11 protein-coding genes, 1 pseudogene and 1 riboswitch are annotated in these 14,359 nt (G+C 34.6%); of the genes and pseudogenes, 7 read left to right on the forward strand and 5 right to left on the reverse strand.

Going from position 1 to position 14,359, the window contains the following annotated elements; all coding sequences use genetic code 11:
• The first annotated feature begins 172 nt into the window (after nucleotides 1–172).
• From ADJ83_RS20770 to ADJ83_RS20795, 5 genes are all read left to right on the forward strand, one after another.
• Complete coding sequence (locus tag ADJ83_RS20770; protein ID WP_048717475.1) at nucleotides 173–1,519, forward strand: ISLre2 family transposase; 1,347 nt, start codon at nucleotides 173–175, stop codon at nucleotides 1,517–1,519.
• Nucleotides 1,520–2,049: 530 nt separating this feature from the next.
• Nucleotides 2,050–2,133, forward strand: a riboswitch (cyclic di-GMP riboswitch).
• 529 nt (nucleotides 2,134–2,662) lie between these two features.
• On the forward strand, nucleotides 2,663–3,394 hold the full coding sequence (locus tag ADJ83_RS20780) for a LytR/AlgR family response regulator transcription factor (RefSeq protein WP_031539875.1): 732 nt from the start codon (nucleotides 2,663–2,665) through the stop codon (nucleotides 3,392–3,394).
• A 266-nt stretch (nucleotides 3,395–3,660) separates the two neighbouring features.
• Nucleotides 3,661–4,377 carry an EAL domain-containing protein gene (locus tag ADJ83_RS20785; RefSeq protein ID WP_048719020.1) on the forward strand — a complete coding sequence of 239 codons (717 nt, stop codon included), beginning with the start codon at nucleotides 3,661–3,663 and terminating at the stop codon, nucleotides 4,375–4,377.
• Nucleotides 4,378–4,691: 314 nt separating this feature from the next.
• Nucleotides 4,692–5,405 (forward strand): LytR/AlgR family response regulator transcription factor, encoded by a 714-nt coding sequence (locus tag ADJ83_RS20790; RefSeq protein ID WP_048719021.1) that lies wholly within the window; start codon nucleotides 4,692–4,694, stop codon nucleotides 5,403–5,405.
• Between the two features lie 302 nt (nucleotides 5,406–5,707).
• Nucleotides 5,708–6,022, forward strand: coding sequence for an MFS transporter (locus tag ADJ83_RS20795; RefSeq protein ID WP_082169302.1), 315 nt, complete (start codon nucleotides 5,708–5,710; stop codon nucleotides 6,020–6,022).
• A 242-nt stretch (nucleotides 6,023–6,264) separates the two neighbouring features.
• Here the strand turns inward: ADJ83_RS20795 and ADJ83_RS20800 are convergent, their stop codons facing one another.
• Entirely contained in the window at nucleotides 6,265–7,281 is a 1,017-nt protein-coding gene (locus tag ADJ83_RS20800; RefSeq protein WP_048719023.1) for a FecCD family ABC transporter permease, read from the reverse strand.
• Nucleotides 7,281–8,318, reverse strand: a complete 1,038-nt coding sequence (locus ADJ83_RS20805; protein WP_031539882.1) for a FecCD family ABC transporter permease — start codon at nucleotides 8,316–8,318, stop codon at nucleotides 7,281–7,283. Before ADJ83_RS20805 ends, ADJ83_RS20800 begins: the two co-directional genes overlap by 1 nt.
• A gap of 179 nt (nucleotides 8,319–8,497) precedes the next feature.
• Here ADJ83_RS20805 and ADJ83_RS20810 point away from each other — a divergent pair, with 179 nt between their 5' ends.
• Complete coding sequence (locus ADJ83_RS20810) at nucleotides 8,498–9,457, forward strand: iron-hydroxamate ABC transporter substrate-binding protein (protein ID WP_031539884.1); 960 nt, start codon at nucleotides 8,498–8,500, stop codon at nucleotides 9,455–9,457.
• A 131-nt stretch (nucleotides 9,458–9,588) separates the two neighbouring features.
• On the opposite strand, the gene ADJ83_RS20815 is transcribed toward ADJ83_RS20810, so the two are convergent.
• Nucleotides 9,589–10,500: an AraC family transcriptional regulator gene (locus tag ADJ83_RS20815; protein WP_048719024.1), complete on the reverse strand. Its 912-nt coding sequence runs from the start codon at nucleotides 10,498–10,500 to the stop codon at nucleotides 9,589–9,591.
• Between the two features lie 139 nt (nucleotides 10,501–10,639).
• Between ADJ83_RS20815 and ADJ83_RS20820 the strand changes: the two are divergent.
• Nucleotides 10,640–11,901 (forward strand): annotated as a pseudogene (locus ADJ83_RS20820) (glycoside hydrolase family 27 protein).
• Nucleotides 11,902–12,155: 254 nt separating this feature from the next.
• On the opposite strand, the gene ADJ83_RS20825 reads toward ADJ83_RS20820, so the two are convergent.
• Nucleotides 12,156–13,022 carry a metal-dependent hydrolase gene (locus ADJ83_RS20825; RefSeq protein ID WP_031539887.1) on the reverse strand — a complete coding sequence of 289 codons (867 nt, stop codon included), beginning with the start codon at nucleotides 13,020–13,022 and terminating at the stop codon, nucleotides 12,156–12,158.
• Between the two features lie 192 nt (nucleotides 13,023–13,214).
• Nucleotides 13,215–13,847: a hypothetical protein gene (locus tag ADJ83_RS20830; protein WP_031539889.1), complete on the reverse strand. Its 633-nt coding sequence runs from the start codon at nucleotides 13,845–13,847 to the stop codon at nucleotides 13,215–13,217.
• Nucleotides 13,848–14,359 lie beyond the last annotated feature (512 nt).

Below are 14,359 nucleotides of genomic sequence, written 5' to 3' on the forward strand. Positions count from 1 at the left end.
GTATGAGTAAAATGTTTGTGGGTAGAAAATAATTTACCCTCTGGTTTGGTTGGTGGTCGTTAGACCGCCAACCAAACGCAAGCGCGGTAGTATGAGCAAAAATAAAGAAAAAGGGACTTTCTTTTTGTATAGTAGTGTTTGCGGACAAAACATACAAAAGGAGAAAGTCCCTATGAAACAAAATACCATAAAACTACCTACATTAAAAGAAATAGAAAGTGATTTATTTAAAACATTACAGGAAACTTTTTCGGAAGTTCTCGAGGAGCTGTTAACTGGGTATGACAGAGAAATAGCTGAACAACGAGATAAAGGAAGATATCAACTCAAAGATAAGAGAGCGATTCAGATGGACACCTTATTTGGATCTGTTTCAATTAAGCGAAATTACTATTGGGATCGTATCGGCAACAAATATGTCTATTTATTAGATCAATATTTACAGTTTGAGGGCGGTAAAGGATTTAGTCCAGTTGTGGAAGAAATGGCGATGGAATTGGCGGTTACTGGGCCATCATACAGACATGCATCTTCTACGTTAGAAAAATTACTTGGATACTCTGTAGCTAGTCATGAAGCGATTCGTCAACATTTATTACAAACAGAAGTTGTACCGAGCTTGCCAATCGAACCAAAAAGAAAGGTATTATTTATCGAAGTAGATGGCTTATTTATTAAACGGCAAGGTGGTAAGAAGCGCGGACGAGAAGAAAAGATCGCAGCTATCCATGAAGGTTGGTCTATGAATGGAAAGAGAGCCAGTCTTGTGGGAAAACGGCATTTTATTCATAAAGCAGAAGCACCTTTCTGGGAAGAGTTAGAACAATTTTTAATGGATACGTATCATTACGATCCAACTACTCATCTTTTAGCTATCAATGGGGACGGAGCTAGTTGGATAACTGCGTGCAGAGAGTATTTTCAAAAGAAAGCTTTTTTCACGATAGACAGATTCCACGTAGCTCGAGAAATCCAACGTATTTTTAAAGAACATCCTAGATATAAAGCGATACGAAAAAAGCTAGCTAAGTATGATGGAGAGGGATTATTAGTAGAGTTAAATAGTGCAGTGGCGACCCTGGATACAGAGAAAAAAGAAGAACGATTAGAAGCATTAATTAACCAGCTTTCTCCATATCCCGAGGCACTTGGAGACTATAGAATTTGGTTACAGGAACAAGGAATAGATACGAGTGATATGCGTCCGATGGGCAGCGCAGAAGGAACCATGAGTGTGTTTGCCAAGCGTCTGAAAAACGGAAGGGCATGGAGTGAAAAAGGAATAGATGCATTTATTCGATTCATGGTTGGCTTAAAAGATGGATTAGATATTAAAACACTGATCGGAACAATGACGAAACGATTGGAAGAGAAGGAATCAAATCATATAAAACCAAAATACTACCGTGAAAAACTAACCAAAACAGCAGGACAGGCAACAAGACAAAACATTGCCTATTTGAGTCAAACAACAGGAAAGCCACTATATCATGCGTTAAAAGCATTACAAGGATTTTAAAAAGGATTGTCGACGTTTAACTGTAAACTGTATTCTAAAAGGTTATGGATTTTAACAACATAGAAAACGCAGAGTGGATTGGAGCGAAAGGCACTTGACTCCTGCGGGACATAGAGGAAAGGTCGAGACCCCACAGCCGGAACGGCGAGGAGGCTCGACTTCCTCCCCGCGGAAAGCAAGTGCCTGTAGCGGAAAGGAACGGTCTATTGATCCCAAAAAATTTTACGAAAACAGCCTGACTATAAATAGAGTAAGTATAGAAAGCGTTAACAATAGAGATAGCAAACACACTGAAAAAGAGAGAAATTCCGACGATAAAAAATTTCTCCCACAAATACTTGACTCAAACAGATAGATTGATTGATTTGTTATATTTTGAAGAATGATGGATAATATTTCTAATAGAATGTTGACATGTGATTACTTCGAAAATTTTCCTTCATTTACAAAAAATATCAAAATTTGTTGAATCTAAATTCTTTTCTTCATCCATATTTTTATAATAAAATAGTACAAAGAATATAAAATAGTCAGTATAAAGGCAAACTTTCCTGAAAAGGAGGGACGCAAAGTCACAGATCTAAGGCAACAGCTATGATGGCTGGATTACCAGATTATTGGAATGGAGATGAGGAAATGAAATTTGGTGCTATTATTTGTTTTTTTAAAAGACACCATAAATTTAGCTATTACTCCAATAAATGTGTACGATGCGGAAAAAAAAGAAAAGTTTAAATGTTGAATCAGCTATTGGATAATATTTTTTGACAGAGCAAGACTCTATATGGGTCTGGCTCTTTTTATATTAAATAGAACTTGCAAAAACAAATGGTATTAGTTTTTGTGTAAGGAGGTTTAACCAATGAGTACTATTCATCACAAGTTTTTATATCAATTAACTTTTTTGTCAAAGATTTTCCCGGTAAACTGCTTTTCATGAAGAAAAGTATGGAGAAAGGCATTTAACTGGTTCAAAGTAAAGGAAGATGATAAAATAGTTCAGTCACTTAACTAAATGCAAGGAATACGTTATATTAATATTAGCTAAATTATTCACAAAAGTAAAAGATAAAAAAAGGATGCTCGTCTCATTTGATGTAGCATTTTGCTAGTACAATGCTGCACTTTATGAAGGGAGAAATTATGTCAATAAGGACGATTATAGCTGATGAAGACAACCGAATGAAAGCATTTATTCGTTATTATCTAAAGGCTTATAAACAAATAGAAGTCATTGATGAATGTAACAATGGAATGGAGTTAGTGGATAAGCTTTTGCAGTGGCAGCCAGATTTAGTTATTACAGAAATAGATTTACCATTATTAAATGGACTTGAAGTGATGAAACGATGTAGTGTACAAAATTTGGATATTCCTTTTATTTTTCTTGCAGATTCTGAAGAATTTGCATTTTCTGCATTTGAATTAGGAGCAACGGACTATCTTGTAAAACCAATAAAGAAATCCCGATTATATAAAGCAACTGAAAAAGCCAAGCGAAAAATAGCTTGGAAAAATAAGAATAAGGAACTGGTTTCTTTTAATAATTTACCAGTTAAATTTAGTAAAGGGATGCATTATATAAAAAAGGAGGACATTCTTTTTATTGAGAAGATAGAAAGGAAATCTTATATATACACAACAGATAAAGTATTTGAAACACAGGAAAACATCGGTGATTTGCTATATCAATTAAATGACACCTTTTTACTATCACATCGTTCTTATATTATTAATCTAGAAAAAGTAGCCGAGGTTCGTTCTTCCAAAGAATCTTTTATCGCATCTTTTAATGGGGTAGAAAGAGGTGCGAAAATATCAAAGCTAAAAATTAATGAAGTAAAAAGAAGAATGGGCATACAATTAAAAATGTAATTCCTTTTGCCTATTAAATAGGAATCGAATCTAGTTATGATATGACAAATCGTGGACGTTTATGTCGAAAAATAGCATATTTTGCAGAAGGTTTAAAATGTTTATTATCCTGTTTAAAAAGTACTTATTGGATTCCAAAATGGCTCTATTTATGTCTGAAATGCTACATATTAAATAGACAATTAATGACAAAGTAGGTAAATTTACAGATAGGATAGAAAAATGGAAATAATCATGATTTTTGCCCTATTTTGGAGGAAACCTACGTGGATGAATTAACCGTATTAAAGGATAAAAACTATTATCATGTGTATCAACCGATCTGGAATATTAAAAAGTGGGAAATAATTGGATATGAATCATTATTTCGAATTGCAAATGATCAAGAAATGTCGATTGAAACATTTTTTGAAGAGGCGAGAGAAGAAAATCATCTATTTGAATTAGATACCTTTCTAATCCATAATACAATTGAAAACTTCCAATCTCTTTCACCAAGAAGAAAAAGGCCCCTATTTGTAAATATTTTTCCATCTACCATTTTAAATAAAGGATTTAATATGTTTGTTTCAACTTTAATAAGGAATTTTCCAACGATGAAAGGAAAGATAGTCTTTGAAATAAATGAAACCATTTTAGAAAGAGCATTATGGGATATGCCATTATTTAAGGAAGGACTCTCGATTCTAAAGGCTAATCAATTTCAAATAGCTATTGATGACTTTGGAAAAGGGGTGGCAAATTTCCAATGTATTATGGAGATAACTCCTGACATTATTAAAATAGATCGCTATTTTTCAAATAATTTAGCATTTTCACCGGAAAAGCAAAAATTTATTAATCATTTATTAAATATTGCAGATGAAAAGACGAAAATTATCTTAGAAGGAATTGAAGAAGAAACAGATCTAGCAATGACAAAGGTGTTAAGGGTTCCTTTTGCACAAGGTTTTTTGTTGGGGAAACCAGAAATTCTTGTTTAATATACTGGTTTAGAAATAAAACAGAAGAATGATCAGACTATCAACTAGCTAATTTTTGGGATGGAACAAAAGAAAATATTATATTATATATGGGAGAAACTAGCGATTTATTCTATCGTCATTGGAAAAGTTACAAAATTAGTTATAATTCATTTAGTGGATTTACAAGAGAGGAGGATTGGAAACGCATCCTGTTTCTTGTGAATTGGAATAAGGATTTATGATGTAAAGATGGTTTGCTCCATTAGTAATTCCTTACCTAAACATTAAGTACAAGATGAATGGGAAGTGTTCTTTTATAGAAAGGAGAGAGAATGGAAACGCTAACGATAGCGGTAGCTGATAAGGATTCCGATATAATTGTTTCTATAAGGGAATCTATTGCTATACATTCTAATTTTGAAATAATAGGTGAAGAAAAAACTGGTGAAGATTTAGTAGAATTGATTTTTTTAAAACAACCGAATGTAGTTATTGTCGACTATGACTTGCCATCCATCCATTCCACTCTTTTTAACAGCGAATATAAAGAGTTTCTTCCCGCTTTTCAACTAATCCTAATAGGAAGGGATAAGAGCCTTGCAATTGAAGCATTTAATTACTCGGCAATTGGTTATTTACCAAGACCAATTGACTTTTCCCGATTAATTTCCTGCTTATATAAAGCAAAAGACTTTCTTTCTATGAATTTACAGAATGCAACGGATAATAGAATCCTGATTAAATTAAACAATGGTTTTGTCTACATACAGTTGGAAGATATATTATTCATAGAAATAATAGCAAGGAAAACGATCATACATACAGTCAATAATATGTATGAAACAACTGATACCCTCCAATCCTTTGTAGACCGATTGCCATGGTATTTTTACCGTACCCATCGCTCCTTCCTGATAAACCTAAAAAAAGTCGAACGCATCGAATTATTTGGTGAATCCTACCTAAGCTATTTCAAAGGAACCAATAAGTCAGCAGGCATTTCAAAATTAAAAATCCGCAAAGTTCATGCGCTTTTGATTAGGTAAGGGTTAGGATATCCACAGAGAGACGGTTCTACTGAGGAACGTTGTTCAACTAATCCCTTCTAATATATATTTTCTTCTACGACGTTGAAATAAGTGATCCAAACTATGTAAAAGGTCAAAAGATTTGGATAAATAGTTCTTACAAAAGACGTCCCTCTATCTCCCCGCCTTTGCGGAATTTGGAAGGTGTGTATTTTTTTGGCGTTTAAACATTTTGATGAAATAGCTTGGGGTGTCAAAGCCAACTTCCATTGAGATATCGATAATTTTTCTATCAGTTTGAAACCGAATTAATTTCCGTAATGCTAACAGATACTGTAGACTTTGGTGAGTGGAAAAATAATGTGCGCGCAGCAGGACTGTTAACATCTGCATCGAGCTTTGGTGCTAAATTTGGCATGGGGATAGGCGGTGCTATAACTGCAGCAATCCTTTCTGCAAGTGGTTATGTTGCTAATCAACAACAAACAGCGACCTCTCTACATGCCATAGAATTTAACTTTATATGGCTACCAGCAATCTGTAGTACTCTAGCCATTATCGCACTACTATTTTATAAATTTGACAAACAAGAACAACAAATTATCCGTGAACTACAGAAAAAGAGAGGGGCTTGAGGTGTAAAAAAGGACGAATCTAACTCTAGAAACTCCAGAGGATTCCAAAAGCATGTAGTATCGATCAAAAAATGCCTCACTCCATGGTAGGATAAAGTTGGTTTCCCGACCACAATATCTCACCAAGGAAGGAGGCATATCCTATAAAGGACAAAAATAGTATAACATATTCAACGTGTAATGATAACGACCTCTAGTATTTGTACCAAACTATAATTTTTTCCAAAAAGAGTTAATAACTATTACTCCTTAATAAGAAGATAGATAAAATAAGGTGCTCCTAAGCAGGAGAGCACAAGGCCGACAGGGATTTCTGAGCCAACCATTAGGCTTTTTGCGATTATATCTGATGTTAATAAGAGAAGGGCTCCTATTAAAGCTGCAACTGGCAGGAGACGTTGGTTTTTTGGGCCAACCAGCATTCTTGCTAAATGTGGGGCAAGGAGTCCTAAAAAGGATATCCCACCACCAACAGAAACACAAGCGCCTGAAAGTCCTACAGCAATTAGTAAAAGTAATCCTCGTTCTCTTTCAATGGATACACCAAGCCCTTTGGCGAGATTATCTCCTAGCTGCAATAAATTGATGGATTGAAATTTACTTATAGCAATCGGAACAAGAATTAGTATCCAAGGTAAAAGAGCAAGAACATAGCTCCAACTAGCACTCCATATACTCCCCGATAGCCAAATAGTCGCTTGTGTAAAATCGCGAGGATCCATCATCAATTGAAAAATAATAATCAAGGCACCAAATGCAGCGTTAATTCCTATACCAACCAATACTAATCGAACTGGTGTAACCCCATCCTTCCAAGCGATCACATAAATTAATGCAGCAGCAATTAATGCTCCAACAAGGGCGAAAAATGGCATAATATAAACAGATAAAGGTCCTGATTGAAAAACACTTCCTTGAATAAAGAAGATATAAAGAATAACGGCAAAACCGGCTCCAGAATTAATACCAATAATCCCTGGATCCGCTAAACTATTTCTCGATACTCCTTGCAAAATTGCCCCAGCAATAGCCATTCCGATTCCAATTAAAATCGCGATTACTGATCGGGGTAGCCTAAAATTATATAAAATATTAAAAGTTTGGGTGGAGCCTGTGCCTGTAAAGGCATCGATAATCTCAATCGGACTAATTTTAATCGTGCCGATATTTAGACTAAGAAAGAATACGCAAATAATCGCCACAATAAGAATCGTACTAACGATAAATAATTTAGTCTTACTTGATTTGGAAGAAAGCATTATAGACCTCTCCCTTCTCGACGTGCTAAATAAAGAAAGAAAGGAACTCCAATTATTGCGGTGATTGCCCCTAAAGGTGTTTCAAAAGGTGGGTGAACCAAACGGGCGACTACATCGGACAATACTAATAGAAGAGCACCTACGACTGCAGAACAAGGAATGATTAATCGATAATCTGATCCTACAATAAAACGAACGATATGGGGGACAACAAGTCCAACAAAACCGATGGTTCCGCCGACTGCAACGGCAGCTCCAGTTAAAAGCAAGACTACAATGGTGCCTAATAGCTTTACAAAACCGACCTTTTGCCCTAAACCAGAAGCAACGTCCTCTCCTAAGCTTAAGATTGTAATCGATTTGCTAATGAAAAACGCCAAGATCAATCCTATAATTGCTACAGGGATAAGCAATTGGACATTAATCCATTGTACTCCTGCCACTCCTCCTGCATACCAAAAACTAATATCTTTTGCGACATCAAAACGAAGGGCAATTCCTGTTGAAATAGACCCAAGAAGTGCACTAATGGCTGTACCTGCAAGAGCTAATTTCATAGGCGTTAATCCTCTTTTTGAAAGAGCACCAATTAAAAAAACTAAGGCTGCGCCTAAACCTGCACCGACAAAAGCAAATAGCATAATAACCGTATTTGAAACAACAGGGATAAAGGCAAATGCGATAGATACCGTGAACATAGCACCAGAAGTAACCCCCATAATAGAAGGGGAAGCAAGTGCGTTTCTCGTCATCCCTTGCATGATTGCACCAGAAACAGCAAGACTTGCACCGATAAAAGTGGCTGCAAGTGCTCTCGGTAAACGCAAACGATAAATGATTTGATGGGCAGTTGAAGTGCTATCAAAATGAAAAATTCCTTGTAAAACGGTTGATAGATTAATGTCTGCTACGCCTAAAATAATGGACAAGCAAATAGAAATTAAAAGGAAAAGGATGCCGATTACGAGAACTAATGCTGCAGATTTTGGTCTATATATTGTCGCTTTGTCACTTTCTAAAGAATGGCTTTTAGTCATGAAGAACCCACTTTCCGATAAATAGAGATAATAAAATATGTAAATTGTTGAATAATAAATAACTGTGGTAAACTTATCAACTAATTTTACTATAAAATTAGTTGGAAATCGATGTTAATATTGAAAGTGATAATCGTTTTCAATTATAATCAAGTTATAACCAATTAGGAGGATACATAATGAAAAATCGCAACATGAAATCAATATTATTTATTTGTTTACTACTGGTTTTCACTGTTCTAGCAGCATGTGGAAATAATAATAGTCAAGAAGAAAATGACAATACAGAGAACGGATCTTCGGAACGTACACTAACTGACGCGATTGGAAATGAAGTGACGGTTCCAGCAGAGCCTAAAAGTATTATCGGCTCCTATTTGGAAGATGATTTAGTAGCATTAGGTGTGACACCTGTAGCTCAATGGTCTATTCAAGAAGGTAATGGAGTTCAAGATTACCTACAAGAATACTTAAAGGAAGTTCCAACAATTGACTCAACTCTACCATATGAAGCAGTATCTAGCTTTACGCCTGATTTAGTATTAATGTCTTCCGCATCAGCAGTGGAAGGGGCGAAATATGATCAATATGCGAAGATTGCTCCAACGTATGTAGTTGCCAAAGAAAATAATAATGATTGGCGCACAAGATTACAAACAATTGGTGAAGTTGTAGGGAAAAAAGAAGAAGCAGAGAAGGTATTATCAGACTATAACCAAAAAGCTGAAGAGGCAAAAACAAAAATTCAAGAATCCATAAAGGATGAATCAGCTGCAGCAATCTGGCTTGTTTCTAATCAATTATTTATTGTTGGAGAAAATGTATCTAGTGGCGCTGTACTATATGGAGATTTGGGATTGAAGGTACCAGAAGTAGTAAAAGAAATTTCAGCTACAGCTACAGGTAACTGGTCTGCCATTTCATTAGAAAAATTAGCACAACTTGATGCAGATCACTTATTCTTAATTAACAGTGACGGAGAAGGAGCAGAATTACTTAAAGACTCCTTATGGTCTAATATCCCGGCTGTGAAAAATGGAAATATCTACAAATATGGACCAGATACAAGCTGGCTATACTCTGGACCAATTGCTAATACGCAAATTATTGACGATGTTGTGGAAAGCTTAGTGAAATAAGAAGAGAGATGAGACAGTTCCGATAATAATCTTTTCTCTTAATAAAAACAGTAGAAAAGCGACCAGGCTATTTCTACTGTTTTTATTTTGTGATGATTTAAACTCAAATATATTTTTAGATGATTCATTTCCTACTTCATTTTAGACAATAACCAGTTGTTATTACCATCTAATCTTAATTGACCGTTAATGGTTGAACTTTCAATAGTCTGTCCATGAAGCTTTCTGTAATCTCGAGGAGACATAGAAAAATGTTTCTCAAAAGTATTGCTGAAATACTGTCTGCTATTAAAACCAGCTTGAAAGGCGATTTCCGTTATCCTTTTATTTGAGTTGATTAGTAAAAAGCAGGCTCGTTCAAGTCTTTTTTTAGATATAAATTCATTAATAGAATAGCCTGTATAATCTTTGAAAAGCTTGTGGAGATAAGACTTATTAATCCCCACTTCTTCGGCTATTTTAGGAACATTGAGGTCGTCTTCTAAATTAGCATGAATGAATGTAATTGCCTTATTAATGTAGCGCATTCCTTTTGCATTATTATCTATGGTAAGTGCGTGAAATAGCTCCAGTATCATTCTTTGAAAGAGAATATTTGTTAAAAAAGTAAATTCAGATGTTTTAGCATGAGTATTGGTCATGAGATTAATTAAATCTTTAATAGCATAGCCTAAACTTCTAGAATCGTTCGATACTATACATACCGGCTTTGTTAATGAAATTTCTTTATATGGTTCAGAGGCATTCTTTAGTGGCTCTAAATCAAAGTCACTAACCTCAGATCCAATTGAGAACTCAATATTTAGTACAGTACAGGGTTGGGTAACTAATAATTTATGAGGAATGAAGGAATCAAGGAAAATAAACTCTTTTTCCTTTAATAAAAATGTTTGATCATTTACTGTTATTTCACAACTACCAGTCGTTACATACATAATTTCGCAGGAAGAATGCTGATGTGTGTCCATATTAAAACTTGATAAATTAAGAGCATAAAATGCAGTCAGTCTTGCGTAACGACAATCTTTTCTATAGATACTCATATGATCACCTTTCTAAATAAAAAATGCGACAATATCTTTCTTTTAGCGTTTATTTAAAAAATAGGTTAAGCCTTTTTTCTTCTATTATAATATCATTGTTAATGAAATCGTTATCAAAATATTTTGGGGTGAAAAACATATGACATTTTTAGATTTTGCTAAGACTCCGCCTATGGGCTGGAATAGTTGGGATTGTTATGGTGCTTCTGTTAGAGAAGAAGAAGTGAGAGAACATGCTTTATTTATGAGCAAGCATTTGAAACCGTTTGGGTGGGAGTATATCGTAGTTGATATCCAATGGGCAGAGCCAGAAGCTAAATCGACTAAGTATAATCAATTTTTTCCGTTAAATATGGACGAATATTCAAGGTTAATTCCTGCAGAGAATCGATTTCCTTCCTCTAAGCAGGGTCAGGGCTTTAAGGCTTTAGGGGAATATATTCATCAATTAGGATTGAAATTTGGGATTCATATCATGCGTGGAATTCCTCGGCAAGCTGTTCATCAAAATACTGCTATTAAGGGAACAGATAAACGGGCTAGAGATATTGCCATGAACAATATTTGTCCTTGGAACTCGGATATGTATGGGGTTAACGTTGATTTGCCAGAAGGACAGCTTTATTATGACTCTTTAATGGAGCTTTATGCCTCTTGGGGAGTGGATTTCATTAAAGTGGATGATATTGCTTATTCAAGATTATATGATGATGCCCATAAAAAAGAGATCGCGGCTATTCGTAAAGCAATAGACAAAACAAAACGACCGATTGTTCTTTCTTTATCACCTGGTCCAGCACAAGTAAAAAATGGCACGTTTTTACAGGATCATGCTAATATGTGGAGATTAACGGATGACTTTTGGGATCACTGGGATGCTTTATATTGTATGTTTGATCGAGCAGCAGAGTGGGTTTCCTATGTTCGAAAAGGAAATTGGCCAGATTGTGATATGTTGCCATTAGGTCATATTGGGATTCGTGCTGTTGATGGAGGCGGGGGAGATAACTGGACAAGGTTTACAAAGGACGAACAGTATTTGTTAATGAGTTTATGGACCATTTTCAATCTCCATTAATGTATGGAGGAACATTGCCAGATATTGATGGTTTTACTTTAAGCTTATTTACAAATGAAGAAGTATTAAATATGTATCATACCTTAAATTATCGTCGACAAATTTATCGTGATGATAATTGGGTTGTTTGGGAAGGGCGTAGTGACAAAGAGGAATACGTCGCTTTCTTTAATATAGGTGAGGCTAATCTGGATATCCCCAGAGATTTATCTGATAGATTTATAGGGGAGAGTAAAGTAGTGCGAGATTTGTGGGGAAAAAAAGATATTCGATTGGAAGAACAAATAGTAAACGCTCATGGAGCACTATTAATTAGAAAATAAGAAACAGATAAAAAGCCTCAAAGTTATAGACAAAGGGAATCAGAATGAAAGAGCTGTCCCCTTTTTTTGCATTCTGATAATTTGATAGATGTTGATTCAGCAGTTCTTGTATACGTCAATAATATTTTAATTATTTTGATATATTTTTAATAGAAGCATAATAATGGTAAAATCAGATCAATCAGTGAGGAACTCGGAACTTCTATTACTGATTGGTCTTTGGGCAGAAAACAATGTCAGAGAGAAAAAAGAAACTACTTTTCCAAATACTCCCCTAAAAAAGATTCACCGTTACGGTAAAATCGTGGGTCATATATACCAATTCTATTATTATCCTCTACTACTACAACAAATGGTGACCATTGATATAGAGTAGCTGCAGCAGGATTTTCTGCAAATAACAAATCAAGATCAACATTATTGCTAGAGGTAATTCGCTCCACAAATTCAGCATTTGATAGAAGAGAATCATTAATTATATCTACTGTATCACCATTTTTGCCAACAATAGTAAAGTGCCATGGGATAAAGCTGGCGGAAAGTGCTAGATCTTGATAATCTTCTTGATAATATTTGTATAAAATAGAGCCTTGTATAGATTGAAGGGCGATATGGAGCACAATTAATATCCAACCGATGCGGAATAATAGATGTGTCTTTACTTTTGGATAAATCTTAGTCGCGACAAAAGCAAGTAAAAAGATAAACCAGATAACTAAATCAACGATTGGAATTGTTCCAAAGGTTAGTCGAACAGTAGAAAAGGGTTCAAGGTAGCCTGTTCCCCATGCATTAAACACATCACTAGTATTATGGATGAATACGGCAAGAAGTGCGATAAAGAACGATTGGATTCCTTTGATTTTAAAAATATAACGATTGATGATGTAAAACAATAATGCCCATATTGGAGCTAGAAAAACAGAGTGCGTAATTCCTCTATGCCACAATTGGTATTGACCAGTGGTATCCCATAGTTGTGAAATAAAGTCAATATCAGGAATTTGACTTGCTCCTATGGAGGTAAGGAGAAGAGCATATTTTTCTTTTTTACTCATTTGTTCCTTATTAACACTTTGGTAAATTCCGACACCGAATAAAGTATGTGTGATAGTATCCATATTTCCCCCGTTTTAAAATGAAAGTAGCTTTTTTATAGTAAAATAGTATCTTTGCTTTTTTTCCTGTTAATAATCTCTTTTGCTAATGAAAATTCGAGGAAGATTGGTGGGAAATTAATTGTCCATAGAGGTCTGATTGGATTACCTACCCATCATTGAGATTAAAGGTCCCTCCACTGATGGGTAGGTTTTTTATAGTTTTTCTAATATTTCAATATATAGCTCATTTTTAGTGGATGTACCCTCATTCATTTTGACTAGATGATACATCACAATAATAAAAAAGAATAACCACGTAAATAGTTTTACAATAAAATCGAATGTTTCATTTCCCATTACTTCTGTGTTAAATAGTCCCGGATTTTGAATAAGGTATAAAAGGATTCCACTAAATATCGTAGAAAAGATAGCCATAAAGGTAGTGTTAAGAGTGACCGCGTTTCTTTGTGCCTTGAAGTATGCTAGTAATAGTTCTCTTTTTTCCTTATCAATTTTTGTAAATGTCTCTTGGATAAGCTCGAGATTATCGATTAGATTAAACTTTGGCTTGATGTCCTTAAAAAGACTTTGTTCTAGCCTCTTATCCCCAATTCCTCCATTATCCATCCATTCTAAAAGGCTTTTATAATGCTTTTTTTTCCAACTAGTTTCTCTATTAGAGAGTAAATGTAAAAAGCTATCTAATAGAAAAATAATAAAAATGGAAAGTAAAATCGAGAAAATGCCTTTGACAGCGGATTGATTTAACATTTCTGCTGCACCAATTATTGCCAATCCTGAAAATAATACAATAAATATAAAAGTAGCCCATAATATTCTGTTCATTAGATCATCACCAATACATATATGTAATTTAAGTAATATTTAACTTTATTTCCATTATAGCAATTAATTGGATGGAAACATAGGAAGGTTATTCTACTTTTTATAGAAGAACGAGAAAGTACTGTCTTATATAATTGGAAGGCTATAGTGACGGGGAACTATTATTGATTCTTTGGAAGAGTTGTTAACTTTATTGGGTATTTACTGGTAAGAAGAAAAATGAATTTATACATAAGAGTAAAAGGCTGGGATAAAACAAAATATAGAATGGTTAAAGTCGAACAATCTCTATATAAATAATGGCTAATTTTTAGATATTTAGATATGGTTATTTTTGTTTAAAAAAACAAGTCGAGAAACCAATTCGTTCCATTGCGAAACAGACACTAGATGAGTAGAGGAGCAACCTAAGCATTCTCGACTAAAAGGAGACCACTGAAAAACTGCAATATCATTATAATTGTTGGTGGCTGACTTTTAAATTTAGGTATTTCATTTGTTTTCCGAGGCGA

This window comes from Bacillus sp. 522_BSPC (genome assembly GCF_001076885.1).
Lineage (GTDB): Bacteria > Bacillota > Bacilli > Bacillales > Cytobacillaceae > Niallia > Niallia hominis.